We start from the raw sequence: 24,962 nt of genomic DNA, 5'->3' as shown, positions 1-24,962 counted from the left end.
TGTCGATCCCTTCGTCCGTGTCACTGCTGAAGCCGTTTCGGGTGCTGAAGCCGTTTCGGTGCTGGAGCCGGTCCGGCGCCGATGCGATTCCGGTGCCGGGGTGGTGCCGGTGCTGTGGCCGGGCCACTGCGGCGGCCGGGGCGGTTCGGGGTGGGAACGCCCCGGCCGGCCGGACCGGACGGGCGTCCGCTCGTGGCGTGCCGCCGTTTCCGGTGACGCCATGGAACGTCCGTCGGCTCGATCGGCGCTCGCGCGCACATGGACCTGGGGGTCCGGGCGGTCAGGTGGGGACGTTGCCGTGCTTGCGAGCAGGCACTTCGGCCTTCTTGGCGCGCAGCATGGCGAGCGAGCGGATCAGGGTGCGGCGCGTCTCGGCCGGCTCGATGACGTCGTCCACGAGCCCGCGTTCGGCGGCGTAGTAGGGGTGCATGAGCTCGGTTTTGTACTCCTGGATGCGTTGCGCCCGGGTGTCCTCCGGGTGGTCGGAGGCGGCGATCTCGCGGCGGAAGATGACGTTCGCCGCGCCTTCGGCGCCCATCACGGCGATCTCGTTGGTGGGCCAGGCGAACGACAGGTCGGCTCCGATGGAACGCGAGTCCATCACGATGTACGCACCGCCGTAGGCCTTGCGCAGCACGAGGGAGATGCGGGGCACGGTGGCGTTGCAGTACGCGTACAGCAGCTTGGCGCCGTGCCGGATGATGCCGTTGTGTTCCTGGTCGACGCCCGGGAGGAAGCCCGGGACGTCGACGAGGGTGACCAGCGGGATGTTGAAGGCGTCGCAGGTCGACACGAAGCGGGCGGCCTTCTCGCTGGCGTGGATGTCCAGGACGCCGGCGAGCGAGGCGGGCTGGTTGGCGACGATGCCGACCGGGTGCCCGTCGAGGCGGGCGAGCGCGCACACCACGTTGCGCGCCCAGCCCTCGTGGACCTCGAAGTACTCGCCGTCGTCGACGATCTCCTCGATGACGCCCCGGATGTCGTAGCTGCGTCCGGGGTCCGCCGGCACCAGATCCGCGAGGGCCTCGGTGAGGCGGTCGGGCGAGTCGTCGCCGCGGGCGGCCGGGGGCATCTCGCGGTTGTTGGAGGGCAGCAGCGACAGGAGGAACCGTACGTCCTCCAGGCATTCGGCCTCGTCGTCGTAGGCGAAGTGGCAGACCCCGGAGGCGGTGGCGTGGACGTCGGCGCCGCCGAGGCCGTTGTGGGTGATCTTCTCACCGGTGACCGCCTGGACGACGTCGGGTCCGGTGATGAACATCTGGGCCGTCTCCCGCACCATGAACACGAAGTCGGTGAGGGCCGGGGAGTACGCGGCGCCGCCGGCGCACGGGCCGAGCATCACGCTGATCTGCGGGATGACCCCGGACGCGGCGACGTTGCGCCGGAAGATGCCGCCGTAGCCCGCGAGCGCGGTGACGCCCTCCTGAATGCGGGCGCCCGCCCCGTCGTTGAGGCTGACCAGCGGGGCGCCGGCGGCTTCCGCCAGGTCCATGACCTTGTGCACCTTGGCGGCGTGGGCCTCTCCGAGCGCGCCCGCGAAGACGCGGAAGTCGTGCGCGTAGGCGAAGACGGTCCGGCCGTGGACCAGCCCCCAGCCGATGACGACACCGTCGCCGTGCGGCTTCCTGTCCTCCAGGCCGAACCCGACGGCCCGGTGCCGCCGGAGCGGTTCGATCTCGGTGAAGGTGTCCGGGTCGAAGAGCAGCTCGAGGCGCTCGTGGGCGGTGAGCTTGTTCTTGGCGTGCTGCCGCCGGGTGGCCTCGGGGTCGGGCCCGCGGCTCACCTCTTCCTTGAGCCGGCGCAGCTCCGCGGCGGCGCGTCGCAGGTCAGGGGCGGCTTGGGTGACCGTCAGGTCGTCGAGGATCGTCATCGGCCGAACGTAGGCAGCTCGGCTCGAGACGTACTGGAGCAGACCGGAGCGGTCGTCAGCCGGCGGTGGACAGGGGCAGTTCCAGCGCCGGGTCGGCGGAGAGCACGGCGTGGTGGAGCCGCTGGAGGCGGGGCGAGGGCTCCAGGCCGAGCTCGTCGATGAGCGTGCCGCGCAGCCGCTGGTAGGCCTCCAGGGCCCGCCAGGCCGCACCGGCGCGGTGCAGCGCGGTCATGAGCTGGGCGCAGAAGTTCTCGTGCATGGGGTGCTTGGCGACCAGGACGCGCAGCTCGGGCACGATCTCGGTGTGCCGGCCCAGCCACAGGTCGGCGTCGATGCGCCGTTCCAGGGCGGCCATGCGGTCCTCCTCCAGCCGCAGCACCTCCAGTTCGAGGACGGGGCCGACGCGGACGTCCACCAGGGCGGGTCCGTGCCACATCCGCAGGGCGCCGCCGAGCAGTTCGGAGGCGGCGTAGTGGTCCCCCGCCTCGTGCGCGGCGCGTCCCGCCGCGGCGAGCCGGCCGAACTCCTGGACGTCGACCTGTCCGGGCTGGACCTGGAGCAGGTATCCCCCGTGCTGGGTGACCAGGACGTCCTTGGCCTGGCGGGTGGGGTCGCCGTCGAGGGCGGCGGTCAGCTTGCGGCGGAGCTGGAGGATGTACGTCTGCAGGGTGGTGGCCGCGCTGCGCGGGATGTCCTCGCCCCAGATCTCCGCCATCAGCGTCGGTACGGTGACCACGCGGTCGGCCTGCAGGGCGAGCAGGGACAGTATCTGTCGCGGTTTGGCTGCGGTCGGAACGATGGACACCCCGTTCTCACGGGCTGCCAGCGGTCCGAGGACCTTGATGTCCATGTGTGTGCCCTCCTCTTCCCGTGTTTCCGCGGCCGTCCCCCGTGGGCCGACCGCCGGCTCCGGAGCCCGGCTCTGGAGCCTGGAGCGAGCCTGACATCAGCGCTGTTGGAGCCCCAGTGAGCGGGTCACGAGGGCGGGCATGAAAATGTCATGCCCCGGTGGTGACTCCCGCACTGTGCCACCGGTCTCACCGGGCAGCAGAATCCGTGGCCAACGGCACGTCGAACGACTTCCCGTACGACACCGCCTCAGGAGGGGGATTCTCTTGAACACCGTCATGCGCAGCACCGCCCTGGATTCCACCAGCACCATGACTGTTCAACTGACGCATGATCATCGCGTGGCGATGCTGACGGCCCGCACGGGCCTGGAGCAGGAGCTCGCGAAGCGTTACACCGAGGACCCGTGCTCGCTGCTCGCCGAATTCGGGCTGCCGGCGACCGAGCCGATGTACGGGGGCGGACCGGTGTCCGGTACGTCGGGCCTGGTGATCGAGGACCTGAGCGGCTCCGCCGACTCCGACCCGTGGGTGTGCTGGATGCCGATGCACACCGGGAGAGTGCGCGGATGACGGCGACGGACGTACCCGCCTCGGCCCTGCCGGTCGGCTTCAAGCCGCACCTGCGGGTGGAGGTCGTGGACGGGGAGGCCGTGTACCTCCTGTCGGAGCGGGGCACGACGGCGCTCCAGGGTCCGTACGTCGAGATGCTGGCGCCGCTGCTCGACGGCACCCGTACGCTGCACGCGCTGCTGGACGAGGCGCCGACCTCGCTGCCGCCCGCGGAGCTGGGCCGGGTGATCGCCGATCTCGCCCGGGCCGATCTGGTCGGCTACCGGGACCCGAGCAGCGACGACGCCTCCGCCGCGTACTGGGAACTGGTGGGGCTCGCCGGACCCCACGCCGTGTCCGCGCTGCGCACCACCACGGTGGAGGTGGTCGCGCTCGGCCGGACGGACGCCGCGACCGTGGGCGGACTGTGCGCGGCGTCCGGCCTCACGCTCGCCCCCGAGGGGACGGGGGCGGGATTCACCCTGGTGCTGTGCGACGACTACCTCGATCCCCGGCTCGCCGGGATCGCCGCCCGGCACCGGGCGGAGGGGCGCCCCTGGCTGCTCGCCAAGCCCACCGGTGCCGAGGCGTGGGTGGGCCCGGTCTTCGGCCCCGGCGCCGGCCGGCCCTGCTGGTCGTGCCTGGCCCACCGGCTGCGTGCCCGGCTGTTCCCCCAGTCACCCGTCCGGCAGGCCCTCGGCCTGTCGGGCGCGGTCCCGGTGCCCGACGCGTCGCTGGCCGTGGTGCGGGGCCTGGGGCTGAACACCGCCGTGCTGGAGACGGTCAAGTGGGTCGCCGGGCTACGGTACGAGGAGCAGGACGCCCTGTGCACGCTGGACACCCGCACGCTGCGGACCCGGCACCATCCGGTGGCCCGGCGCCCGCAGTGCGCCGAGTGCGGTGACCCGGGGATGGTGGGGGCGCGGGTGCGGCGCCCGGTCGAGCTCCGGTCACGGCCCAAGGCGGCCGCGACCGGCAGCAACCACCGGGCGCTGGCCCCCGAGACGGTGCTGGCCCGGTACCGGCACCTGGTCGATCCGCTGACCGGCGTCGTGCCGGAGATCCGCCGGGTGCCGGGCACACCCGACGGGATCGACCGGTGCGTGTCGGGGCACAACCCGGCGCTGCGGGCGGCCTCGCTGGGCGGTGTGCGCAGCGGTCTGCGCAGTGGCAGCGGCGGCAAGGGCGCGACGCCGGTGGAGGCCGAGGTGGGCGCGCTGTGCGAGGCGGTGGAGCGTTACTGCGGCACCCGCCAGGGGGACGAACCGGTCGTGCGCGACAGCTTGAGGGGCCTGGGCGCGTCGGCGATCCATCCCAACGCGTGCCAGCTCTACGCGGACTGGCAGTTCCGGGACCGTGAGCGGTGGAACGCCACGTGCCAGCCGTTCCACCGGGTGCCGGCGCCGTTCGACCCGGCCGCGCCGGTGGACTGGACGCCGGTCTGGTCGCTGACCTCGGAGGAGCACCGTCTGCTGCCCACGTCGATGCTGTACTACGAGTCCGGGCCCCGGGCCGGTGAACCGGCCCTGTGGGCGGACTCCAACGGCAACGCGGCCGGCAGCAGTATGGAGGACGCGGTGGTCCAGGGTTTCCTGGAGCTGGTGGAGCGCGACGCCGTGGCCCTGTGGTGGTGCAACCGGACACGGCAACCCGGTGTGGACCTCGACGCCTTCGACGATCCGTGGCTGGCGCGGACGAGGGAGACGTACGAGCGGCTGGGGCGCGAGACCTGGGCGCTGGACCTGACGTCGGACTTCGGAATTCCGGTCATGGTGGCGTTGTCGCGCCGGACCGGAGAGGACGGCCAGGGAATTGTCTTCGGCTTCGGCGCTCACTTCGATCCCCGTCTCGCCCTGCGGCGTGCGGTGACGGAAATGAGCCAACTCCTGCCCGTGGGAAGGGCTGAGACGACTTTTCGCTCGTCTCATCCGCAACTGGATCATTGGTGGACCTACGCGACACTCGCGAATCAGCCATACCTGGTGGCGGATCCGCGGGAGGCGGCCCGGTGTCCGGGGAGCTATCCCGAGGCCCGTCGCGACGATCTGCTGGCCGATGTCGAGGTGGCGCGGGAGTTGGCGCGTTCGCGCGGGATGGAGCTGCTGGTCCTCGACCAGACCCGCCCCGACGTGGGCCTTCCCGTGGTGAAGGTGCTGGTTCCCGGGATGCGGCACTTCTGGGCGAGATACGCCCCCGGCCGTCTCTTCGACGTCCCGGTCCACCTCGGCAGACTGGACCGCCCCACCGAGCCGCACCGTCTCAACCCGATTCCGATGTTTGTCTGATTTTGATCGCCGATCGCAAGCAGTGGCTCAGACGCAACGGAAAGTCATAACATGCGCTTCGCCAGCCCCCATTCCCGGCGAGGAGACGGCGATGCCGGACGAATCTTGCGAAGCGAGATCCTTTGTTGCGCCCCGGCCACTGCTCGGCAGGGCGGCTCCACCAGAAGAGTCAGGCCAATACCAGTCGGTGGAAAGCAATTTCCGCACCCCGCCCCGGCAGCAGATACCGGCGCCGCGACTGGCCCGCGCCATCGTGGTGGTGGCCCTGGCCGCCCACTGCGTCGTCACGGTGCTCAACGTGCTGCACCAGGGCACCGGGGACCGGACCCAGCTCCTCGTGTGCGTCGGCGTCGTCCTGTCGGTGTTCGCCGTGCAGTTCACCGTCTCCTCGCCCCGCACCCGGGCCTGGACCCTCGGCAAGCGCATCGCCGCCCTGGGGGTCCAGGCGCTGCTCAGCTACCTTCCCCTGCTGTGGTTCCAGGTGAGTTGGGGCAGCATGCAGGGTCCGCTGGCGGCCACGGCGCTGCTGACGCTCCCGGTCCGCATCGCCTGGCCGGCGTACGGGCTGATCATCGCGGCGATCCCGCCGTACGCCCTCGCCACCGGTGTGGGCGTCGTCGAGACGTGCTACCTGGTCATCGCCAGCGGTCTCACCGGACTGGTCATCTACGGCCTGAGCCGGCTCGCCGACCTGGTGCAGGAACTGCACGCCACCCGTGAGCGGATGGCCAGGATGGCCGTCACCCAGGAGCGGTTGCGGTTCGCGCGGGACCTGCACGATCTGCTCGGCTACAGCCTGTCGGCCATCGCCCTGAAGGGAGAGCTCATCCAGCGGCTGGTGCGCGTGCGGCCGGACCAGGCCGCCGAGGAGACCGCTGATCTGCTCCGCGTGGCGCGGCAGGCGCTGTCCGACGTGCGGCTGGTTTCCAGCGGGTACCGCGACATGTCCCTGCGGGACGAGGCCGAGTCGGCCGGCGCGGTGCTGGCGGCCGCCGACGTGCGGGCGGAGGTGCGGGTCGACTGCGGGCGGCTCCACCCGGCCGTGGACACGGTGCTGGCGACCGCGCTGCGGGAGGGCGTGACGAACATTCTCCGCCACAGTCGCGTACAGGTATGTACGATCAGGGCACTCGTCGAAGACGAAACGGTCCGCCTGACCTTGGTGAACGACCGGCCGCACGAGGAGGGCGGCATCGTGTCGTCGGCCGCCCGGCGCGGCGGCAGCGGCCTGGACAACCTCCGGACGCGCTTCGCCTCGATCGGTGGCGGACTGAGCGCCGGTGTGCGGGAGGACGGGCGGTTCCAACTGGAAGCGTGGGCTCCCGTTCGCCCGCAGGGGACCGGAGCCGGAACTCCGGACGCGGCCCGGGAGAGAGCCGCGGCCTGAAACGGTCGTCGATGACGGGGGTCTTGATGCTGTCCGTGAAAATCCTCCTCGCCGAGGACGTACACATGGTCCGGGGGGCCCTGATCGCGCTGCTGGAGCTCGAACCGGACCTGCGCGTGGTGGCCGCGGTCGACCGCGGCGACACCATCGTGCAGGCCGCTCTGGAGGCCCGGCCGGACGTCGCGGTGATCGACGTCGACCTGCCCGGCATCGACGGGCTGACGGCGGCGGCCGAGCTGCACGAGCAACTGCCGAGCTGCCGCACGCTGATCCTCACCAGTCTGGGCCGGCCGGGAACCCTGAGGCGTGCCCTGTCCGCGCACGTCTCCGGGTTCCTGCTCAAGGACTCACCGTCGGACCAGCTCGCGCTCGCCGTACGGTCCGTCGCGGCCGGCCGGCGGGTCGTCGATCCCCAACTCGCCCTGGCCGCCTGGGACTCGCCGGAGAATCCGTTGTCGCCCAGGGAGCTGGAGGTGCTACGCCTCGCCGCCCGGGGCGCCGACGCGGCCGAGATCGCCGGGTGCCTGTACCTGTCCAAGGGGACGGTCCGCAACTACCTCACGGCGATCGTCACCAAGCTCGGCGCCCGCAACCGGATCGACGCCATCCGGCTGGCCGAGGAAGCCGGCTGGATCCCCTGACCCGGGACCCGGGGCGCCGAGCAGCGCGTCGAACAGCCCCTCGTCCAGCATGGTGTCCACGGCCACGTCCGCCGGCTCACCGAACCCGGTGTCGAACACGGCGGCGCTGACCACGTACCGCTCCCCCACCGCGAACGTGCCGAAGGTCCACTCCGAGCCGCTCGCCCGGGTGCCGTCGGGCCGCACCAGCCAGGTGCCCGTGTCGTCCAGGGCGAAGCCGAACTCGGTGAACCGGAAGCGCAGGCCCTGCCCGAGCGCCTTGCTGTAGGCCTCCTTGAGGGTCCACAGCCGCACCATGGTGTCGTTGCGCGTCCCCTCACCGCCCGCGTCGAGCCGCTCCTTCTCGTACGGGGTGCACGCCTGCGACTCGGACCCGGTGTGCGCCAGGCGCCGGTCGGCGCGTTCCACGTCGACGCCGACGCGTCCGGTGCGGGTGATCCCGACGACCATCATCTCCTCGGTGTGGCTGAGGCTCACGTCGATCTGGTCGCAGCCGCGCACGTACGGGCGGCCGCCCGGCTGGTACGACAGGTCCACCAGGTGCGGCGCGGTCCGCAGGATCGCCGCTGCCGTGTGCCGCAGCAGCAGCCGGGAGGCCGCGAACCTCTCACGCATGCGGGGCTGGGTGAAGCCCTGGTAGCGGTGCCAGTCCCGGCCGAGCACCAGCCGCAGTTCCTCCTCGTCCCCGTCGCGGGGCAGCCACGCGGGCATCGCCCCGTACACCAGGACGGTTCCCGCGCGCGTCAGCTCGTCGCGCACCTCCTCCCAGGGGCCGTACGGTCCGCGGAGCGGGAGGGGCCGTCCGATCCGTCCCGTCACCTCACGCCCCGGCCAGTGCGGCGGCGAGCGGGCCGGCGTCCAGCACGGAGATCACCCCGGCCAGGTCCACCGCGTCGCTCTGCGGTCCCTGGCACACCGGGAGGCAGACCGGGCCGCGGGCCCCGCCCAGCCGCCGCAGATAGGGGGTGAGCACCGCCCGCGGGCCGATCTCCACCACATGGGTGGGCGTCTGCTGGGTCAGCAGGCCGCGGGCGGCGTCGGCGAACCTGACCGGCGCGGTGAGCTGCTCGGTCCAGTACGAGGCGTACAGCGGCTCGGTGGTGAGCCGGCCGTACACCGTGGAGTAGAACGGCACCGAGGCGGCGCCGCCGGGGACCCGGCGCACCACGGCCTCGAACTTGGGGACCACGGGCGCCATGAGCGGGGAGTGGAAGGCGTGCGTGACGGTGAGGTGACGGCACCGGACTCCGCGCTCGGCCAGTTTGCCCTCGATGCGTTCGAGTCCGGCGCGGTCGCCCGACAGCACGGTGGACTTGGCCGCGTTGATGGCGCTGATGCCCACGCCCGGCTCGCCGGCGATCAGTTCGGTGGCCTCGTAGGGGGTGATGCAGGCGGCCATCATCCCGCCGCCGGACGGCAGGTACTGCATGAAGGCACCGCGCAGCGCCACCAGCTTGGCGGCGTCGGGCAGGGTGAGCGCCCCCGCGATCGTGGCCGCCGCGAACTCGCCGATCCCGTGGCCCAGCACCGACACCGGCCGCACGCCGGCCTCCTCCAGGGTCTTGGCCAGGGCGTACTCGACGGCGAACAGGGCCGGCTGGGTGAACGCCGTCTGGTGGATGCGCGAGTCCCGGCCCAGGATCATCTCCACCACGGACAGCCCGGTGTACGGCTGGAGCACCGCCCCGGCCTCGTCCAGGAACCGGCGGTAGACGGTCGAGTTCCGGTAGAGCCCCTCGGTCATGCCGGGGTGCTGGGACCCCTGGCCGGTGAAGACGAACGCCGCCCTGATCCGGTTGCCGCCCGACCCCGCGCCCCGCTCGGCCATGTGGCGGGCGAGCTGCCGCACGGTGGGGTACGCCCAGATGTCCGCCGGCTCGACGAGGGGCCCGAACTCCTCCTCGATGTCGCCGTACAGGCTCAGCCCGGCCACCGAGTCGAGGTACTCGTGCACGGAGTCCGTGTCCAGCACCGGCCGGCCCAGATAGTGCGCGAGCCGCTCCAGCAGCCATTCACGGTAGGCCGTCTCGAAGTCGTCCTGCTGCTGTTCTCGCATGATCTGCTCCTTCTCGGACTCTGGGGGCGGGCCGCTCCGGCCGGGCAGGGCGGCCTGTGCGGCGGTCAGGCAAGCGGTGAGTCGTACAGGTCGTAACTGCGGCGGCCGTGCAGCCGGGTCAGGGCCTCGGCCAGCACCCGGCGCTCCGCGGCGACGGGCCGGTCGGGCAGCGGCAGGCCCAGCCGCCGGCACAGCCGGTACAGCGCCGCGGTGACCCAGGCCGCGTCGGCCAGGAAGGCGCCGCCGCCGGGCGCGGACCGCTGCCCGCGCCATACGCCGAGGCACGCCGCGGCCGCCAGGACCAGCGTGTACCGGTCGGCGAGCCCGAAGTTGTGCGGGCTCGCCAGCGCGGTGCGGTCGCCCTGCGGGACATCGGCGAACGCCGTGCGGAGGGCGTTCAGCTCCCGGGTGAGCGCATGGGCCAGGGCGTGCAGCACGCCGCCGTCCCCGTCCGTTTCCGTGTCCCGGTCCGCGACCGCGTCACCGTCGGCGTCCCCGTCGAGTGCGGCGCCGGTGCGGTCCAGCAGGGCGGCGGACGCGACCAGGGTCGCCGCGAGCGGGTCGCCGTCACCCAGCAGCGCCGGCCGCGCCAGGTCGAGCGGCGGCAGGTCGTCGTCGAGCGCGAACAGCCCGGCGGGCGCCTCCGGTCCGGTGAACCAGGAGTGCCGGGCGAAGTACGGCAGCTGGGGCAGCAGGCTGACCTGCCGCCCGGCGCTGCCCGCGTGGCCGAGCGAGGTGACCGGCAGGTCGCGAAGCTGCTTCTGGAACATCCCGTACATGCCGTCCTCGGCGAAGGTCGCCTCGCCCAGCACGGCCGACATCTCGTCCATGCTCTCCGCGACCAGCTTGGGCGCCAGGTAGGCGGCCGCGGCCGCGTAGGCGCTCATCCGGGTCGGCATCAGGTGCAGGGCGCGGGTGGACACCAGCGCGAGGCAGTCGATGAGCAGCAGGTCGAGGAACGCCCCGGTGAGGACGTCCCGCACGTGCTGCACGTCGAGCGAGGAGCGGCCGTCGTCGCGGCGGCGGGCGGCGAAGCGGGCCGTGGTGCGCAGCGCGGTGTCGGCGCCGGCCAGCACGATGGACGGGATGAGGCCCCGGATCACCAGCGAGGAGCGCAGCGACAGTTCGTAGCCGTCGCCCGGCGCGCCGAGCACGGCGCCGGACGGGACCGGGCACCGGACGATGCGCAGACCGCCGAACTCGGCGCTGCGCATGCCGGTGGTGCTGCGCCGTGCCAGGTTCCGCACCCGGTCCGGGGGCAGCTCCGCCCGGTCCAGCAGCAGGACCGAGCGGCTGCGGCTGCCGGTGACCCCCGGGATCCGCGCGAAGATGACCAGCCCGTCGGCGCGGGAGGCGTTGGCGATCGCCGACTTGCTGCCGTCGAGCACCAGCCCGCCCTCCTCACCGGGGCGTACGGTGAACTCGTCGCTGACGAAGTCGTTGCCGTGGGCCACCTCGTGGCGGGCCACCGCCATCCGGCGGCCCTCCAGCAGGATGCGGGCGGCGAGCCGCCGCTGGGCGGGGTCACCGGCCGTCCACACCGGGGTGGCGGCGAAGAAGCAGTTGAGCCCGTAGCCGAAGCCGAGGGAGGCGTCGCGGCGGAACACCGGCCGCAGCAGCCTGCCCAGGACGTCCATCCGGTCGAGCCTGCCGCCGAGGGAGGACGGCACGAACTCGGCGTTGAGCCCGTACTCGTCGAGCACCCGCTCGGCGGCGGGCAGGACGTGGCCCGCCGCGTCGGCGGCGAGCAGGGCGGCGCCGCCCAGCGGGTTGGCGGGGTCGTCGAGCGGGCCGAAGGCGCGCTCCAGGGCGTCGATCCGTTCCTGGGCCGGGGGCACCGGCCCCGGCGCGGGGGCCGCGGGGCCGGGCGCGGGGCCGGGCGCGGGAGCCGCGGAGGGAGTCCGTGCGGTGGGGGCCTGGGCCTGCGTGTCGTCCGGTGCCGTGCTCATCGCCGCCTCCCCGCCGCCACGAGCCGCTGGACCTCGGGTTCGACCCGCTGGTGCAGGGCGGTCACCTCGCCGCGGAGGAACAGCCGCCGCATCGCCGCCCGTTCGACCTTGCCGCTGGTGGTCCGGCGGACGGTCCCCGGCCGCACCAGCAGCACTCCCCCGGTCGTCACCTCGTACTCCTCACGCAGTCGCTGCTGGACGGCGGAGACCAGTCCGGCCAGGTCGGTGTCGTACCGGCTGCCGGCCCGCAGCTCCTGGAGGATGACGATGCGTTCGCGCTCGCCCGGCACGGCGAAGGCGGTGGCCGGGCCGAACAAAGCGCTCACGCGCTGCGCCGTGCGTTCGAGGTCCTGCGGGTACAGGTTCCGCCCCGCGACGACGATGGTGTCCTTGAGGCGCCCGTTGACGTGCAGGAGGCCGTCCACGAGGGTGCCGAGGTCGCCGGTGCGCAGGTAGTCGTCGGTGCCGTCGCCGATCCGGCCGCCGAAGGTGGCCGCGGTCTCGGCGGGACGGGCCCAGTAGCCCGGGCCGATGCCGGCCGCCCGTACCCATATCTCGCCCGTCCGGCCGTCCGGCAGCTCCTCGTGGGTCTCCGGGTCGACGATGCGTACGTCGGCGGAGGCGGGCGGCCCGCACGGGACGGCGCCCTTGGCGACGGCGGCGGTCAGCGGGGCGGGCGCTGTACGGGCGCCGGACACCAGCAGGGTCGCCTCGGCCAGCCCGTAGCAGGGGATCAGGGCCTCGGGGCGCAGGCCGGCCGGGGCGAACCGTTCGGCGAAGGCGCGCAGCGTCGCCGGGTTCACCGGCTCGCCCCCGGAGACGGCGACCTCCCAGCCGGACAGGTCCAGTCCGGCGATCTGCGCGTCGTTGACCCGGCGTACGCACAGGTCGTACGCGAAGTCGGGCGCCCCGCTGGCGGTGAGCCCGTACCGCGAGATGGTCTCCAGCCAGTGCGCGGGCCGCTTGACGAACGCGGTCGGGGACAGCAGCACGGCGGTGCCGCCGAGCCACAGGGCGTGCAGCAACTGGCCGACGAGGCCCATGTCGTGGTGGAGCGGCAGCCAGCCGCCCACCCGGGCGCCGCGCCGGGTGCCCAGCGCCCGGGCGATGGCCTCCTGGTTGGCGAGCAGGCTGCGATGGGTGACCACCACGCCGCGCGGGTCCCGGGTGGAACCGGAGGTGTACTGGAGGAAGGCGACGGCGTCCGGGTCCGCGGGGACCGGCGGGAGTGGTGGCGCGGCGGTGCCGGCCGCGGCCGGCGGGGCGTCGGCGAGGACGCAGGTGACGTGTCCGTGGCCGGTGCGGGCCAGGAGCTGGGACACGTCGGCGGCCTCGTCGGACGCGGTGAGCGCGCAGGCGGCGGCCGCGTCCTTGACGATGCCGGCGATGCGTTCGTCGTGGTGCGGGCGTCCCCCGGGCGGGGCCACCGGGACGGCGACGGCCCCGGCGTAGAGGCAGGCGAGGAACCCGGTGACGAACCGCTCCCGGGAGCCGTGGGTGAGCAGCACCCGGTCACCGGGGGTGATGTGCCGGCGCAGCCGGCCGGCGAGCGTCCGGGCGGCGCGGTCGAGCTCCCCGTAGGAGATCGTCCGGGGCTCCAGTCCTCCGGGCCGCTCGGTCAGGAGGACGAGGGCCTCTCTGTCGGGCGACTCCACGGCCTGGGCCTGGATGAGTTCGGTGAAGGTCCGGTGACCGGTCACGCCCTCCCCCTTGCTTGTCGTGCGGCCGTCCCTCCCGGTGCGGCCGCGGCTGTCCCTGGTGATCGTGTGGTGGGTGAAGGTCACGGACCGGGCCGGACCATCGGCGGGCGGTAGTCGCCCGCCTTGACGGTCCATTCCGCGTACGCGGCCTTCTCCGCCTCGTCCGGTTCGCCCGCGCGGCGCGCCAGCGCCAGCAGCACGGCGGTCACGGCGGCGAGTTCAGCCTCGTCGGGCTGCCCGCGGAGCACAGTGATGCGCGTTGTTCTCACCATGGGGACAGCGTGCGCCCGGCCGCTCGAAGCGGGCTCGCGCGCCGAACGCGGAAGAGCCGAGGACCCGTGGTCCTCGGCTCTTCCGCCGGTGGAGCCGTGCCGGGCGGCCGGCTCAGCCGATCACCCGCTCGTACGCCACGTGCCGGGTGCGGTCCACCGTGAGGTCAGCGCGGCGGCCCAGCGCCTTCCGGAGGGCGAGGTACTCGGCGCTGCCGAGCGCCCGGTCGCAGTCGGCCGTGTTCCGCCACCACTGGAGGCCGGTGTAGCGGCCGGGGACCAGGGTGGAGCGGAGCAGGTCGCTGCCGCCGAAGCCGCCGAGGGTGGCGAAGTGCTCGCTCATCTCGGCGTAGCCGCGCTCGAAGGCGTGCGGGTCCTCGCGCACCGTGACGTGGGTGAGCACCACGTTCTCCGCTCCGACGACGGCGTTCTCCCGGAGCACCCGGCCCACGCTGACCGCCTGGTCGGCCTCGGCGTCCACGAGGGGGCCCAGTTCCTTGACGTGGAGCTGGAACGTCTCGTCGTGGACGGTGTCGAGGAAGCCCCGCAGGGTGCGCCAGTGGCCGATGTGCGCGTACACGTGCGGCCGTTCGACGAGCCGGACCGTGACGAGGAAGTCGAAGTCGTCGCGGCGCCGCAGGAACTGCGAGTGCTCCCGGAAGAGCCTCTCGAACGTCGCGGTGTCGCCCTTGACCTCGAAGCGGTTGATGACCGCCACGGGCTTGTGCAGACTACGATCCGGCACGCGCTTCCTCCGCGAACTGCTTGGCGTGGCGCAGGGTGGTGGAGCTGTTGGTACCGAGCGCCTTGCGGACCAGTGCGCGGGCCTCGGCGAGCGTCGCCTCGGGGCCGAGTGCCGCGCGGACCCCTTCGGGGTCCAGCGTGACGGTGTGCCACGAGGTGGCTCTGACTGTACCGTCACCCAGCGACTCGATGACCCACCGTCCGGTGTGCCCGCTCATGGCCACCGGTACCCGGAGCTGCTTGTACACGATCATGTTGCGGTCCTCGAAGCACACCCGTACCGAGGTGGTGTTGTGGGTGGAGCCGTCGGGGCTGCGGGTGTCCATGTCCATGTGCTGGACCCCGGGCTCGTCCTCGGTGAGGTCGAGGCGGGCGACGTGCGGCAGGCGCTCGGGCCAGAGGTCGGCGCGGTCGAGGAAGGCGTACACGTCCCCGGCGGCGCCGGCGACGACCTCGGAGTCGCTGAAGCTGAAGTGGAGCTCCTCGCGGGCGTCGCCCAGTTCGGCGGCGTTCTTCAGGGCGGCCAGCTCGGCGCGGCTGTTGCGGTCGACGGCCTGCTCGATCAGTTCCTCGGCGGCCGGGTCGTCGCCGGTGGCGCGGTAGTCGTGCAGGAGCACCACGCGGGTGCGGCCGTCCTCCAGCGGCTCGACGCGCCACTCGCCGCCCATGGAGGCGACCGGGGCGGCGGAGACGACCTGGCGGAAGGTGATGGTGCGGGAGACCGGGTCGAGGGTGCGCCGGGAGGTCCAGGTGCGGACCTTCTCGTTGGCGATGGCCCAGATGCGCAGCAGTTGTTCGCCGCCGGCCTCCGGGGCCTCTTCGAGCACCTCGACGTGGACCGTGGGTCCGAACACCTGGGGCCACGCGGAGACGTCCGCCACGAGGTCGTAGATGGCGGCGGGCGAGGCCGCCACGGTGATGGAGTGCTCCGTGACGTGGGGAGCGGTGGTCTCGGACGTAGCGGTCGGTGCCACGGCGGTATTCCCTTCGACGGCCGTGCGGAACGGCGGTTTCAGATTGACACGGGGGTGCTCGGGGGCGGGTGGAGTCCGGCTGGAGTCAGGACGCGGGGCGTTCCGTGGCCCAGTCGGGGCGGTGCAGGATCTCCAGGACGGCGCAGCCCCAGCTGTAGCCGGCGCCCACGCTGACGAGGACGCAGCGGTCGCCGGGGCGGGCCTTCCCGGAGACGAGCAGGTGGTCGAGGCCGGCGAACTGGTCGCCGGCGCCGAGGTGGCCGACGGTGCGGCTGAAGTCCCAGGTGGTCCGTTCGGGGTCGATGCCGAACGGCTGGTAGTAGATGGACTGGAGGCGGCGGCGCCCGAAGTGGGGCAGGACGACCCACTCCGCGTCGGCCAGCTCCAGTCCCGCGTCCGCCAGGGCCTGCTTCATCACCGTCTGCTGGCCGTTGTGGGCGCGGGTGATGGCGTACGACATGCCGACCCGGCCGATGAAGGCGCGTTTGGCCTCCTCGAAGTCGACCGGGATGCGCTGGCTGAACGGGGCGGGGCCGAAGGGCTCGTCCCCCCGGTGGAGGGGTTCCAGTTCGGGGTCGGCGTGCAGGGCCAGGGAGAGGAGCCTGGCGAAGCCGCCGCGGCGGGAGAGGACCAGGGCGCTGGCGCCGTCGGCGTAGGGGGTGCCGGGGTCGGTCCGCCAGCGGTCGATGCCGGGCTCGCAGAACCGGTCGGCGGTGGTGAGCAGGGCGTCCCCGCGTCCGTGGCCGGCGGTGAGGTAGGCGGTGGCCAGGTCGACCGCCGCGAGGCCGCCGTTGGACATCTGCCGGATCTCGATGGCCTGGCAGCCGTTGCCGAGGGTCTCGCGCTGGATGTACGAGGCCACGGGCCACAGGTCCTGGCCCTGGTGGTAGGTGTCGGCGTGCAGCAGCAGGTCGATGTCACCGGGGCCGCTGTCCGCCCGGTCCAGGGCGGTGCGGGCGGCCGCCGCGCCCATCTCGGCGGCCGACTCGTCGGGCGAGTACGCCACGGAGACCAGGCCGGTCGCCGAGGCCACCCGGGGCGGGCAGGCCCCGGAGGCGACGGCGTCGGCGACCGTGACGACGGAGGGGAGCCGCACGGAGGTCCCCCGTATATAGATGTCTTCCACACGCACAGTGGCTCCCGGGGAGATTCGGGGGCTCAGCCCGTGGCCGCCGCGGCCAGGGTGGGTGAGCCGTGGGCCTCCGAGGGCCCGTCGATCAGGACGAAGTGGACGGCGTCGAGCAGAGCGGCCCAGCTGGCCGTCACCGTGTTCTCGTCGACCCCCACGGTGCCCCACCGGCGCTCGCCGTCCCGGTAGGAGATGAGGACCCGGGCGGCGGCTCCGCTGCCGACCTGGCCGCCCAGCACCCGGACCTGGTAGTCCACCAGTTCGAGGCGCGTCAGGGCGGGGAAGTACGGGTCGAGCGCCGAGTGCAGCGCGGTGTCCAGGGCGTTGACCGGGCCGTTGCCCAGTCCGGTGGCGGTGACGACCTCGCCGTCGACGCGCAGCCGCACCGACGCCTCCGTCCGGACCTCGCCGTCGCGCCGCCGGGAGACGCCCACGGCCCACGAGTCGACCTCGAAGGGCGGCGCCGCCGGGCCGCCGGCGAGTTCCTCGCGCAGCAGCAGGACGAAGGAGGCGTCGGCGGACTCGAAGCTGTAGCCGCGGTTCTCCAGCTCCTTGACGCGGGCCGCGGCACGCGCGACCTCCTCGGAGCCGGCCTCGACGTCGTAACCGAGCTCGCGGGCCTTGAGTTCGATGGAGGAGCGCCCGCCCATGTCGGAGACCAGGGTGCGCATCGCGTTGCCGACCCGGGAGGGGTCGGTGTGCTGGTACAGGTCGGGGTCGACGCGCAGGGCGGAGGCGTGCAGGCCCGCCTTGTGGGTGAAGGCGGACAGGCCCGTGTAGGGGGCCGCCGGGTTGCTCGGCACACCGGTGAGTTCGGTGATCGCCCGGCCCGTGCGGGTCAGGTCCCGTAGCTGCTCCAGCGGGACGACCTCGCGGCCCCGCTTGAGCACCAGGTTGGCGATCACGGTGAAGAGGTTGGCGTTGCCGCACCGTTCGCCGTAGCCGTGGGCGGTGCCCTGGGCGTGGACGGCGCCCGCGTCGACGGCGGCCATGGTGTTGGCGACGGCGCACCCGGTGTCGTCGTGGCAGTGGATGCCGATGGGGGCGCCCGTCATGGCGATGGTGTCCGCCACCACGGCCCGTACCTCGTCGGGCAGCGACCCGCCGTTGGTGTCGCACAGCACCACGGTCTCGGCCCCGGCCTCGGCGGCCGTGCGGACGACCGCCAGGGCGTACTCCCGGTTGATGAGGTAGCCGTCGAAGTAGTGCTCGGCGTCGAGGAAGACGCGGCGGCCGGCGTGCACCAGGTGCCGTACCGTGCTGCCGATCATGGCGAGGTTCTCCGCGAGGGTGGTGCGCAGGGCGTTCTGCACATGGCCCGTGTGGCTCTTGGCGACCAGGGTCACCACGGGCGTCTCGGCCGCCAGCAGGGCCCGTACCTGCGTGTCGACGGACACGGGGATGCCGGGCCTGCGGGTGGCGCCGAAGGCGGCCAGGACGGCGTTCTTCAGGTCCAGTTCGCCGCGTGCGCGGCGGAAGAACTCGGTGTCCTTGGGCACGGCGCCGGGCCAGCCGCCCTCGATGAAGCCCACGCCGAGGGCGTCGAGCCGACGCGCGACGGCGAGCTTGTCCTCGACCGTCAGCACCAGGCCCTCCTGCTGGGTGCCGTCGCGCAGGGTCGTGTCGTAGAGCTGGAAGCTCTGCTCAGCCATCGCCCCTCCCTTGTCCGGTGTCTGTTCCGGCGGTCTCGGAGCGCCGGTTGGTCGTCCCACGGTCGGGCGACGGGCCGGAGAACGGCTCGAACGGCGGTCGACCGCGGGGATGCGCGACGGCGCGGCGGGTCCGGACGGCGCGTGGCCGTCCGGACCCGCCGCGCCGGCGGAGGGGGCGGGGTCAGGAGACCTCGGCCGGACGGCCGTCGGGAGCTCCCTCGCCCTCCTGGCGCAGCCGCCGGGGGATGGCGAACATCAGCAGGAAGACCACCGCGGTGACGCCCATGAACACCCACAGGAGCGTCTGGAAGCTGGCCGCGAACGAGGTGCCCGTGACGTCCTGCTGGTGGCCGGCGAGCACGGAGGCGACCTTCTCGTCCCGGAGCGGTGCCACGGTGCAGCTCTCGGGGACGATGGCGAGGTCCTTCTCGCCGGCGCGGTCCACCGCGCAGGTGCGGAAGGCGGCGGTGATCCGGTCGGCTTCACCGGGGGTGACCCCGGCGGTGGCGACCAGGTCCTGGCGGAGCTGGGGAACCTGCTCGTCGACGCCGGCGCCGGTGTTGCCCGCCAGGCCGCCGAAGAAGACCACGCTCACCAGCGCGCCGCCGATGGCGAAGCCGAGCTGCGTGTTGGTGTTCACCAGGCCAGAGGCGGACCCGGCGTCCTTGTGCGGGACCTCGGAGGTGACGATCAGGGGCAGCGGGGTGGCCACCGTGCCGAAGCCGAGGCCGATCAGGAACAGCGGGACGACGAGGTGCCAGGAGGTGACGTCGCTGCCGTACTCACCGGCCACCCAGATGTACGCGCCGAGACCCAGGACCAGGACGCCCGCGCCGGCCTGCATGGCCTTGCGGCCGAACTTGGGCACCAGGATCATCACCGACGAGGTGGCGGTGAGGAAGGCGCCGACGCAGAACGGCAGGCTGGTGAGACCGGCACGCATCGGCGACCAGCCCTGGCCGATCTGCATATACAGGGTCCAGCCGATGGTGAACATGCCCATGCCGACGTAGAAGATCATGTTGACGGCGAGGCCGGAGGAGAAGCTGCGGGTGCGGAACAGGCCCAGCTCCACCAGCGGGGAACCGTCCTTGCGGGTCTTGCGGCGCTGCCAGGCGACGAACGCCCCGAGCACCGGAAGCGACGCGATCATGGAGACGTAGCCCCAGGCCGGCCAGCCCAGCTCGCGGCCCTGGAGAAGCGGGTAGACCAGCATGACCAGGCCGACAGTGGCCAGGACGACGCCCAGCGTGTCGAGCCGGAGGGCCTGCGGCGCCTTGGACTCGGTGATCACCTTCGTGCCGTACAGCAGGCCGACGAGGCCCACCGGCACGTTGATCAGGAAGATCAGCCGCCAGTCCAGCCCGAAGAGGTTCCACTGGACCAGCAGGCCGCCCAGGGCGAGGCCCAGGGTGGCGGCGAGGCCACCGACCAGGCCGTGCAGGGCGAACGCCGTCCCGCGCTCCTTGTCGGAGAACGTCACGTGGATGATCGACAGCACCTGCGGCACCATGATGCCGGAGAACGCGCCCTGGAGGACGCGCGAGACCACCAGTTGCCACGGCTCCTGCGCCAGACCGGCCGTCAGGGAGGTCAGCGTGAAGCCGGCGACGCCCACGAGGAACATCTTCTTGCGCCCGAAGATGTCACCCAGCCGTCCGCCGAGGATCAGCGTCAGCGCGAACGCGAGCTGGTACCCCACCAGGACCCACTGGATGGCCGAGTAGCCCGCCCCCAGTTCGCGCTGCATGGAGGGTGCCGCCACGTTGGCGATCGTGCCGTCCAGCAGATCCATGAACGCGGACACCAGCAGGACCAGCAGGGCGGCCCAGCGCTTCGGGTCGAGCTTCACCGCGTCGGCCGCCGCATCCGCGCCCGTCGTCTTCCTCTCCACCTCCGTCTCCACGGACGGAGCCTGCTCGGACGAAATAGCCATGGTGTACCTCTCTGATACTTGGGGGGGTATCGGGGTCCCGGGGGGAAACCGGCGGACCGGCCGAAGGCCGTGAGCGTCGATACGGAGGATGACGGCGGTCAGTGGAGTTCCGCTGGAGTGCGGCTGAAGCGGGGGGCGGGGGCGGCGGGCCGGCTGCCGCGCGCCCGGTGGTGCGGGTGCACGGCGGCCTCGGTCACCGTCAGCACCGGGGTCACACAGGCCTCCGTGGCCTCGAACCGGCGGGCCCAGGTGTCGCGGTCGCGGCGCAGGAAGCGGTCGGCGAGCACCCGGCGCAGCGCGGGCCACTCGGTGGGGTCGTCGCGGTCGGGCAGCGCGGCGGGGTCGAGGTCCAGTCCGTGCAGGAGGGCCGCGTAGAAGCGGTCCTCCAGCGCGCCCACCGCGACGTAGCGGCCGTCGGCGCAGGCGTAGCAGGTGTAGAACGGCGCCCCGCCGTCCAGCAGGTTGACCCCGCGCTCCTCCCGCCAGGCGCCGGCGCCGGTCATGGCGACCAGCATCCCGAGCAGGGCGTTGGTGCCGTCCACGATCGACGCGTCGACGACCTGGCCGCGCCCGGACGTGCGCCGCTCGTACAGCGCGGCGAGGACGCCGGCGACGAGGAACATCGCGCCGCCCCCGAAGTCGCCCAGCAGGTTCACCGGCGGCACCGGCGGACCGCCCGCCTCGCCGACGGCGGCCAGGGCCCCGGTCAGGGCGAGGTAGTTGATGTCGTGCCCCGGGGTGCGGGCGAGCGGGCCGTCCTGGCCCCAGCCGGTCATCCGGGCGTAGACCAGGCCGGGGTTGCGCGCCAGGCAGGCGTCGGGGCCGATGCCGAGCCGCTCCGCCACGCCGGGGCGGAAGCCCTCGACGAGGACGTCGGCGTCCGCCACCAGGCGGAGGAGCGCGTCCGGGCCGGCCGGGTCCTTGAGGTCCAGGACCGTCGTACGCCTCCCCCGGTCCAGGACCCGGTGCCAGTCGGCGAACGACCGGCGGCCGTCGGCCCGGTCGACGCGCAGGACGTCGGCCCCCAGGTCGGCGAACATCATGCAGGCGAAGGGCACGGGGCCGATGGCCGCCAGTTCCACGACCTTCAGCCCGCGCAGCGGCCCGGTGGCGTCGGGTGTCGTCATCGCGGGGTCCTCCTCGTCGGGGTACGGCACGGCACGCGCCCGATGGTTGGGCGGCACGGAGCGGGGGCGCGGTACGCCACGGGGGCGGGGCGGCGCGCACGGTGGGGCACGGCGCACGGTGGGGGCGGTCGCTCGCGTTCCGCTCGTACACCGGTCGGCCCGCCGCGACCGCGCCGCCGGACAGACGGCTGTTCGACCCCGCCTCGAGCGCTGATCCCTAGCGTGCGGTGGCACACAGCCTTCGGCAGCACAGGAGGAGCTCATCCATGAGTACCGCGCTCACGCCCTTCAGGGCCGGGATCCCCGACGCGGACCTCGCCGACCTCAAGGACCGTCTCGCGCGCACCCGGTGGCCGGAGGCGGAGACCGTCGACGACTGGTCCCAGGGCGTGCCGCTCGACCGCCTCCGCGAGCTGGCCGAGTACTGGCGGACCTCCTACGACTGGCGGGCGACCGAGGCCCGGCTGAACGCCGTGCCCCAGTTCCGTACCGAGATCGACGGCCTCGGCATCCACTTCCTGCACGTGCGTTCCCCGCACCCGGACGCGACACCGCTGCTGCTCAGCCACGGCTGGCCCGGCTCGGTGATCGAGTTCCTGGACCTGCTGGGGCCGCTGACGGACCCGGAGGACCCGGCGGACGCCTTTCACGTGGTGTGCCCCTCGCTGCCCGGCTACGCGTTCAGCGACAAGCCGGCGGCCACCGGGTGGACCGTGGAGCGCACCGCGGCCGCCTGGGCGGCGCTGATGGCGCGGCTCGGGTACGAGCGGTACGCGGCGCACGGCGTCGACTGGGGCTCGTTCATCACCGGGGAACTGGGCGGCATCGACGCGGAGCACCTGCTCGGGATCCATCTGGCGATGCCGTTCGCCAAGCCGCCGCAGGAGCAGGTGGCGCTGGACGAGCGGGACCTGGCGGGTCTCGCGGCCCTCAAGGAGTTCCAGCAGAACGAGGGCGGCTACTCGGTCCTCCAGTCCACCCGCCCCCAGACCCTCGGCTACGCGCTGACGGACTCCCCGGTCGGCCAGCTCGCGTGGATCGTCGAGAAGTACTGGGCGTGGAGCGACCACGACGGCGACCTGGAGAAGGCCGTCCCCCGCGACCGGCTGCTGGACGTGGTGACGCTGGCGTGGCTGGCCGGCACGGGCGCCTCGTCGGCCCGCATCTACTGGGAGAGCCACAACAACATGGCGCTCGGCCCGGTGGCCGTCCCCACGGCCTGTTCGGTGTTCCCCAAGGACGCGCGGATGCCGCGCGCGTGGTGCGAGCACCGGTTCAGCGATCTCCGCCGCTGGACGGACCACGAGCGGGGCGGCCACTTCCCCGCGCTGGAGCAGCCGGAGCTGCTGGTGGACGAGCTGCGGTCGTTCTTCCGTCCGCTGGCCCGCCCCGAGGGGGCCTGACGATGACCGCCCGCCCGGACGCCCCGCCCCGAGCGGGCCTGCCGCCCCGCACCCACGGCCCGGACAGCACCCACGGCCCGGACCGGCCGGCTCCCGCCGCCGAGGGCCCGGAACCGCCCGAGGGCCCGGAACCGCCCGAGGGCCCGGAACCGCCCGAGGGCCTGGAGCTGCCCGAGTTCCCCTTCCCCGGCAGCAGCCACCGGGGCCCCGCGCCCCTGTTCACCCGGCTCCGCGCCGAGCGGCCGGTCGTACGGGTGGCCTGGCGGGGCGGCGGCCACGCCTGGCTGGTGACCCGTCACGAGGACGTGGTCCGCGTCCTGGACGACCCACGGTTCAGCCGGGCCGCCTCGTACGCCCCGGAGGCACCGCGGTTCAGCGGCCTGTTCCAGGCACCGCCCGGGATGATCATCTCGCTGGACCCGCCGGACCACACCCGGCTGCGGGCCCTGGCCGAGCAGGCGTTCTCCCCGGAGCGGATCGAGGGCATGCGCCCCCGGGTGCGCGAGGTGGCGGGCCGGCTGCTCGACGCGCTGGAGAAGGGTTCCGGCGAGGGACCGGTCGACCTCGTGGCGGGCTTCGCCGCGCCGCTCGCGATGACGGTCATCTGCGAGCTGCTCGGCGTGCCGGAGGGCGACCGGGAGCAGTTCCACGCGTGGGTACGGCAGTTCGCCGACGTGTCGGCGCCCCCGGAGCTGGCGGCGGAGGGCGGCGAGAGGCTGGGCGGCTACATCGCGGGCCTGGTGGCGGCCAAGCAGCGGGAGCCCGCCGACGACGTGCTCTCCGCGCTGATCGCGGCCCGGTTGGAGGGCGAGCGGCCCGGCAGCGACCGGCTGGGCTTCGACGAACTGGTCGGGCTGGGCTTCACCCTGCTGGGCGCCGGCTTCGACTCGTCCGCCGGCCAGATCGGCAACTTCGCCGTCACGCTGCTCGCCGGTCACCGCGACGTGTGGCGCCGGCTGGGCGAGCGTCCCGAGGACGTCCCGGCCGCGGTGGAGGAACTGCTGCGCACCGTCAACCTGAACGGCAACGACACCTCGGGGCTGCCGAGGATCGCCACCGAGGACGTCACCGTGGGCGGCGTGGTGATCCCGGCGGGCGAGGCCGTGTTCGTGGCGTTCCCCTCGGCCAACCGCGACGCCTCGGTCTTCCCCGCCCCCGACCGCACCGACTTCGGCCGCGCCGACAACCCCCACCTGGCCTTCGGCCACGGCATCCACCGCTGTCTGGGCGCCCCGCTGGCGCGTCTGGAGCTCGCGGTGGCGCTGGAGGAACTGACCCGCCGCTACCCCGGCGCGCGGCTCGCGGTCCCCGAGCACGAGCTGTGCTGGCGGGCCGGGGACGTGAACCACAACCTGCTCGCCCTTCCCGTCGAACTGTCAAGGAGCACCGCATGACCGTCGAAAAGCTGCCGGCGACCAGCCGGGAGGTACGGCTGGCCTCGTACCCCCAGGGGGACGTCACCCTGGAGCACTTCGAGCTCGGCGAGTCCCCGCTCGCCGAGCCGGGCGAGGGCCAGGTCGTGGTGCGCAACGACTGGATGACCCTGGGGTCGGTGGCCCGCGACCAGATGGACCCGGACACCAAGCTGCCCATCCCGGTGTTCCAGCCGGGCGTCGCCATGTGGGGCCGGACGGTCGGCACGGTCGTCCGGTCCAACAGCGCGGACCTGGCGGTCGGTGATCTGGTGGAGCACTTCTCCGGGTGGCGGGAGTACGCCGTCGGGTCCTCCCACGAGTTCTTCCGGCGCGACCGGTCGCTGCTGCCCGGTCCGGAGTACTTCCTCTCGCAGGGCCCCACGGCCTGGCACGGCATGGTGGGGACCGCGGACGTACGGGAGGGTGACGTCGTGTTCGTGTCCGGCGCCACCAACGGCGTGGGCGCGCTGGCGGGCCAGATCGCCCGGCTGAAGGGCGCCAAGCGGGTCATCGGCAGCACCGGATCCAAGGAGAAGATCGACTTCCTGGTCGACGAGCTGGGCTTCGACGCCGCGTTCGACTACCACGACGGCCCGGTGGCCGAGCGGCTGGCCGAACTGGCGCCGGACGGCCTGGACGTGGTCTTCGACAACGTGGGCGGCGAGCAGTTCGAGGCCGCCGTGCGGGTGGCGTCCCGGGGGGCGCGGTTCGCGCTGTGCGGCGCGCTGGCGGGGCAGCACGGCGGCGGTGACGGGGGCAGCCCGCGGCTGCCGCTGATGTCGGTGATCACCAAGGACCTGACGCTGCGCGGTTTCGCCACGCTGCACACCCCGGACCAGATCGAGCACTGGAACGACCGGTTCGGCCAGTGGCTGCGCGAGGGGCGGATCGTCTTCCCGCACACGGTCGTCGAGGGTGGGGTGCCCGCGCTGCCGGAGGCGTTCGTCGCGCTGCTGGAGCGCCGTTACAGCGGCACCGTCCTGGTCAGGCTGAGCTGAGAGCGCTCGGCCGTACGCTGCGGCGGT

Annotated in this window: 19 protein-coding genes and 1 pseudogene; 7 read left to right on the top strand and 13 right to left on the bottom strand. The window is 73.2% G+C overall.

Features of this window, described 5'->3' with window-relative positions; all coding sequences use genetic code 11:
• Positions 1 to 280: 280 nt before the first annotated feature.
• Together ACZ7LK_RS30825 and ACZ7LK_RS30820 are read right to left on the bottom strand one after the other, a co-directional pair.
• Positions 281 to 1,870 carry an acyl-CoA carboxylase subunit beta gene (locus ACZ7LK_RS30825; protein ID WP_471144522.1) on the bottom strand — a complete coding sequence of 530 codons (1,590 nt, stop codon included), beginning with the start codon at positions 1,868 to 1,870 and terminating at the stop codon, positions 281 to 283.
• A 55-nt stretch (positions 1,871 to 1,925) separates the two neighbouring features.
• Positions 1,926 to 2,720, bottom strand: a complete 795-nt coding sequence (locus ACZ7LK_RS30820) for an AfsR/SARP family transcriptional regulator (RefSeq protein WP_392277483.1) — start codon at positions 2,718 to 2,720, stop codon at positions 1,926 to 1,928.
• Positions 2,721 to 3,060: 340 nt separating this feature from the next.
• Here ACZ7LK_RS30820 and ACZ7LK_RS30815 point away from each other — a divergent pair, with 340 nt between their 5' ends.
• The 4 genes from ACZ7LK_RS30815 to ACZ7LK_RS30800 all read left to right on the top strand — a co-directional run bounded on the left by ACZ7LK_RS30815 (position 3,061) and on the right by ACZ7LK_RS30800 (position 7,583).
• Positions 3,061 to 3,291 (top strand): hypothetical protein, encoded by a 231-nt coding sequence (locus tag ACZ7LK_RS30815; RefSeq protein ID WP_392277482.1) that lies wholly within the window; start codon positions 3,061 to 3,063, stop codon positions 3,289 to 3,291.
• On the top strand, positions 3,288 to 5,555 hold the full coding sequence (locus ACZ7LK_RS30810) for a TOMM precursor leader peptide-binding protein (RefSeq protein ID WP_392277481.1): 2,268 nt from the start codon (positions 3,288 to 3,290) through the stop codon (positions 5,553 to 5,555). The genes ACZ7LK_RS30815 and ACZ7LK_RS30810 overlap by 4 nt, the downstream gene beginning before the upstream one ends.
• Positions 5,556 to 5,742: 187 nt before the next feature.
• Positions 5,743 to 6,942: a sensor histidine kinase gene (locus tag ACZ7LK_RS30805; RefSeq protein ID WP_392277480.1), complete on the top strand. Its 1,200-nt coding sequence runs from the start codon at positions 5,743 to 5,745 to the stop codon at positions 6,940 to 6,942.
• A 26-nt stretch (positions 6,943 to 6,968) separates the two neighbouring features.
• Positions 6,969 to 7,583: a response regulator transcription factor gene (locus tag ACZ7LK_RS30800; protein ID WP_392277479.1), complete on the top strand. Its 615-nt coding sequence runs from the start codon at positions 6,969 to 6,971 to the stop codon at positions 7,581 to 7,583.
• Between the two features lie 114 nt (positions 7,584 to 7,697).
• Here ACZ7LK_RS30800 and ACZ7LK_RS30795 read toward each other — a convergent pair.
• From ACZ7LK_RS30795 to ACZ7LK_RS30745, 11 genes and pseudogenes are all read right to left on the bottom strand, one after another.
• Positions 7,698 to 8,033 (bottom strand): annotated as a pseudogene (locus ACZ7LK_RS30795) (4'-phosphopantetheinyl transferase family protein); the annotation flags it as partial.
• Between the two features lie 370 nt (positions 8,034 to 8,403).
• Positions 8,404 to 9,639: an acyltransferase domain-containing protein gene (locus tag ACZ7LK_RS30790; protein ID WP_471144521.1), complete on the bottom strand. Its 1,236-nt coding sequence runs from the start codon at positions 9,637 to 9,639 to the stop codon at positions 8,404 to 8,406.
• A 65-nt stretch (positions 9,640 to 9,704) separates the two neighbouring features.
• Complete coding sequence (locus tag ACZ7LK_RS30785; RefSeq protein ID WP_471144520.1) at positions 9,705 to 11,588, bottom strand: acyl-CoA dehydrogenase family protein; 1,884 nt, start codon at positions 11,586 to 11,588, stop codon at positions 9,705 to 9,707.
• Complete coding sequence (locus ACZ7LK_RS30780; protein ID WP_392277476.1) at positions 11,585 to 13,288, bottom strand: fatty acyl-AMP ligase; 1,704 nt, start codon at positions 13,286 to 13,288, stop codon at positions 11,585 to 11,587. Before ACZ7LK_RS30780 ends, ACZ7LK_RS30785 begins: the two co-directional genes overlap by 4 nt.
• A gap of 80 nt (positions 13,289 to 13,368) precedes the next feature.
• Complete coding sequence (locus ACZ7LK_RS30775; protein WP_392277475.1) at positions 13,369 to 13,560, bottom strand: acyl-CoA carboxylase subunit epsilon; 192 nt, start codon at positions 13,558 to 13,560, stop codon at positions 13,369 to 13,371.
• A gap of 112 nt (positions 13,561 to 13,672) precedes the next feature.
• Positions 13,673 to 14,302, bottom strand: a complete 630-nt coding sequence (locus ACZ7LK_RS30770) for an antibiotic biosynthesis monooxygenase (protein WP_392277474.1) — start codon at positions 14,300 to 14,302, stop codon at positions 13,673 to 13,675.
• Positions 14,289 to 15,275, bottom strand: a complete 987-nt coding sequence (locus ACZ7LK_RS30765; protein ID WP_471144519.1) for an aromatase/cyclase — start codon at positions 15,273 to 15,275, stop codon at positions 14,289 to 14,291. Before ACZ7LK_RS30765 ends, ACZ7LK_RS30770 begins: the two co-directional genes overlap by 14 nt.
• 85 nt (positions 15,276 to 15,360) lie before the next feature.
• Complete coding sequence (locus ACZ7LK_RS30760) at positions 15,361 to 16,407, bottom strand: ketoacyl-ACP synthase III family protein (RefSeq protein ID WP_392277472.1); 1,047 nt, start codon at positions 16,405 to 16,407, stop codon at positions 15,361 to 15,363.
• 26 nt (positions 16,408 to 16,433) lie between these two features.
• Positions 16,434 to 18,056, bottom strand: a complete 1,623-nt coding sequence (cimA, locus tag ACZ7LK_RS30755) for a citramalate synthase (protein WP_392277471.1) — start codon at positions 18,054 to 18,056, stop codon at positions 16,434 to 16,436.
• Between the two features lie 181 nt (positions 18,057 to 18,237).
• Positions 18,238 to 19,992, bottom strand: a complete 1,755-nt coding sequence (locus ACZ7LK_RS30750; protein ID WP_392277470.1) for an MFS transporter — start codon at positions 19,990 to 19,992, stop codon at positions 18,238 to 18,240.
• 98 nt (positions 19,993 to 20,090) lie between these two features.
• On the bottom strand, positions 20,091 to 21,119 hold the full coding sequence (locus ACZ7LK_RS30745) for a CaiB/BaiF CoA transferase family protein (RefSeq protein WP_471144518.1): 1,029 nt from the start codon (positions 21,117 to 21,119) through the stop codon (positions 20,091 to 20,093).
• Positions 21,120 to 21,385: 266 nt separating this feature from the next.
• On the opposite strand from ACZ7LK_RS30745, the gene ACZ7LK_RS30740 reads away from it, so the two are divergent.
• From ACZ7LK_RS30740 to ACZ7LK_RS30730, 3 genes are read left to right on the top strand one after another with little or no spacing between them, the layout of a single operon-like run.
• A complete protein-coding gene (locus ACZ7LK_RS30740; protein WP_471144517.1) occupies positions 21,386 to 22,522 on the top strand; it encodes an epoxide hydrolase family protein in 1,137 nt (378 codons plus the stop codon).
• 2 nt (positions 22,523 to 22,524) lie between these two features.
• A complete protein-coding gene (locus tag ACZ7LK_RS30735) occupies positions 22,525 to 23,916 on the top strand; it encodes a cytochrome P450 (RefSeq protein WP_471144516.1) in 1,392 nt (463 codons plus the stop codon).
• Entirely contained in the window at positions 23,913 to 24,935 is a 1,023-nt protein-coding gene (locus tag ACZ7LK_RS30730) for a zinc-binding dehydrogenase (RefSeq protein WP_392277466.1), read from the top strand. Before ACZ7LK_RS30735 ends, ACZ7LK_RS30730 begins: the two co-directional genes overlap by 4 nt.
• Positions 24,936 to 24,962 lie beyond the last annotated feature (27 nt).

This window comes from Streptomyces sp. NPDC039423, assembly GCF_055598725.1.
The sequence above is the reverse complement of the archived record's forward strand: the minus strand, read 5'-3'. Positions and strand labels throughout refer to the sequence as shown.

Bases quoted from the DNA above. Each gene is read 5' to 3' on its own strand.
- ACZ7LK_RS30790 (WP_471144521.1), bottom strand. From the start codon at position 9,639: ATGCGAGAACAGCAGCAGGACGACTTCGAGACGGCCTACCGTGAATGG.
- ACZ7LK_RS30740 (WP_471144517.1), top strand. From the start codon at position 21,386: ATGAGTACCGCGCTCACGCCCTTCAGGGCCGGGATCCCCGACGCGGAC.
- ACZ7LK_RS30825 (WP_471144522.1), bottom strand. From the start codon at position 1,870: ATGACGATCCTCGACGACCTGACGGTCACCCAAGCCGCCCCTGACCTG.
- ACZ7LK_RS30775 (WP_392277475.1), bottom strand. From the start codon at position 13,560: ATGGTGAGAACAACGCGCATCACTGTGCTCCGCGGGCAGCCCGACGAG.
- cimA (WP_392277471.1), bottom strand. From the start codon at position 18,056: ATGGCTGAGCAGAGCTTCCAGCTCTACGACACGACCCTGCGCGACGGC.
- ACZ7LK_RS30785 (WP_471144520.1), bottom strand. From the start codon at position 11,588: ATGAGCACGGCACCGGACGACACGCAGGCCCAGGCCCCCACCGCACGG.
- ACZ7LK_RS30745 (WP_471144518.1), bottom strand. From the start codon at position 21,119: ATGACGACACCCGACGCCACCGGGCCGCTGCGCGGGCTGAAGGTCGTG.
- ACZ7LK_RS30810 (WP_392277481.1), top strand. From the start codon at position 3,288: ATGACGGCGACGGACGTACCCGCCTCGGCCCTGCCGGTCGGCTTCAAG.
- ACZ7LK_RS30750 (WP_392277470.1), bottom strand. From the start codon at position 19,992: ATGGCTATTTCGTCCGAGCAGGCTCCGTCCGTGGAGACGGAGGTGGAG.
- ACZ7LK_RS30735 (WP_471144516.1), top strand. From the start codon at position 22,525: ATGACCGCCCGCCCGGACGCCCCGCCCCGAGCGGGCCTGCCGCCCCGC.
- ACZ7LK_RS30730 (WP_392277466.1), top strand. From the start codon at position 23,913: ATGACCGTCGAAAAGCTGCCGGCGACCAGCCGGGAGGTACGGCTGGCC.
- ACZ7LK_RS30800 (WP_392277479.1), top strand. From the start codon at position 6,969: ATGCTGTCCGTGAAAATCCTCCTCGCCGAGGACGTACACATGGTCCGG.
- ACZ7LK_RS30820 (WP_392277483.1), bottom strand. From the start codon at position 2,720: ATGGACATCAAGGTCCTCGGACCGCTGGCAGCCCGTGAGAACGGGGTG.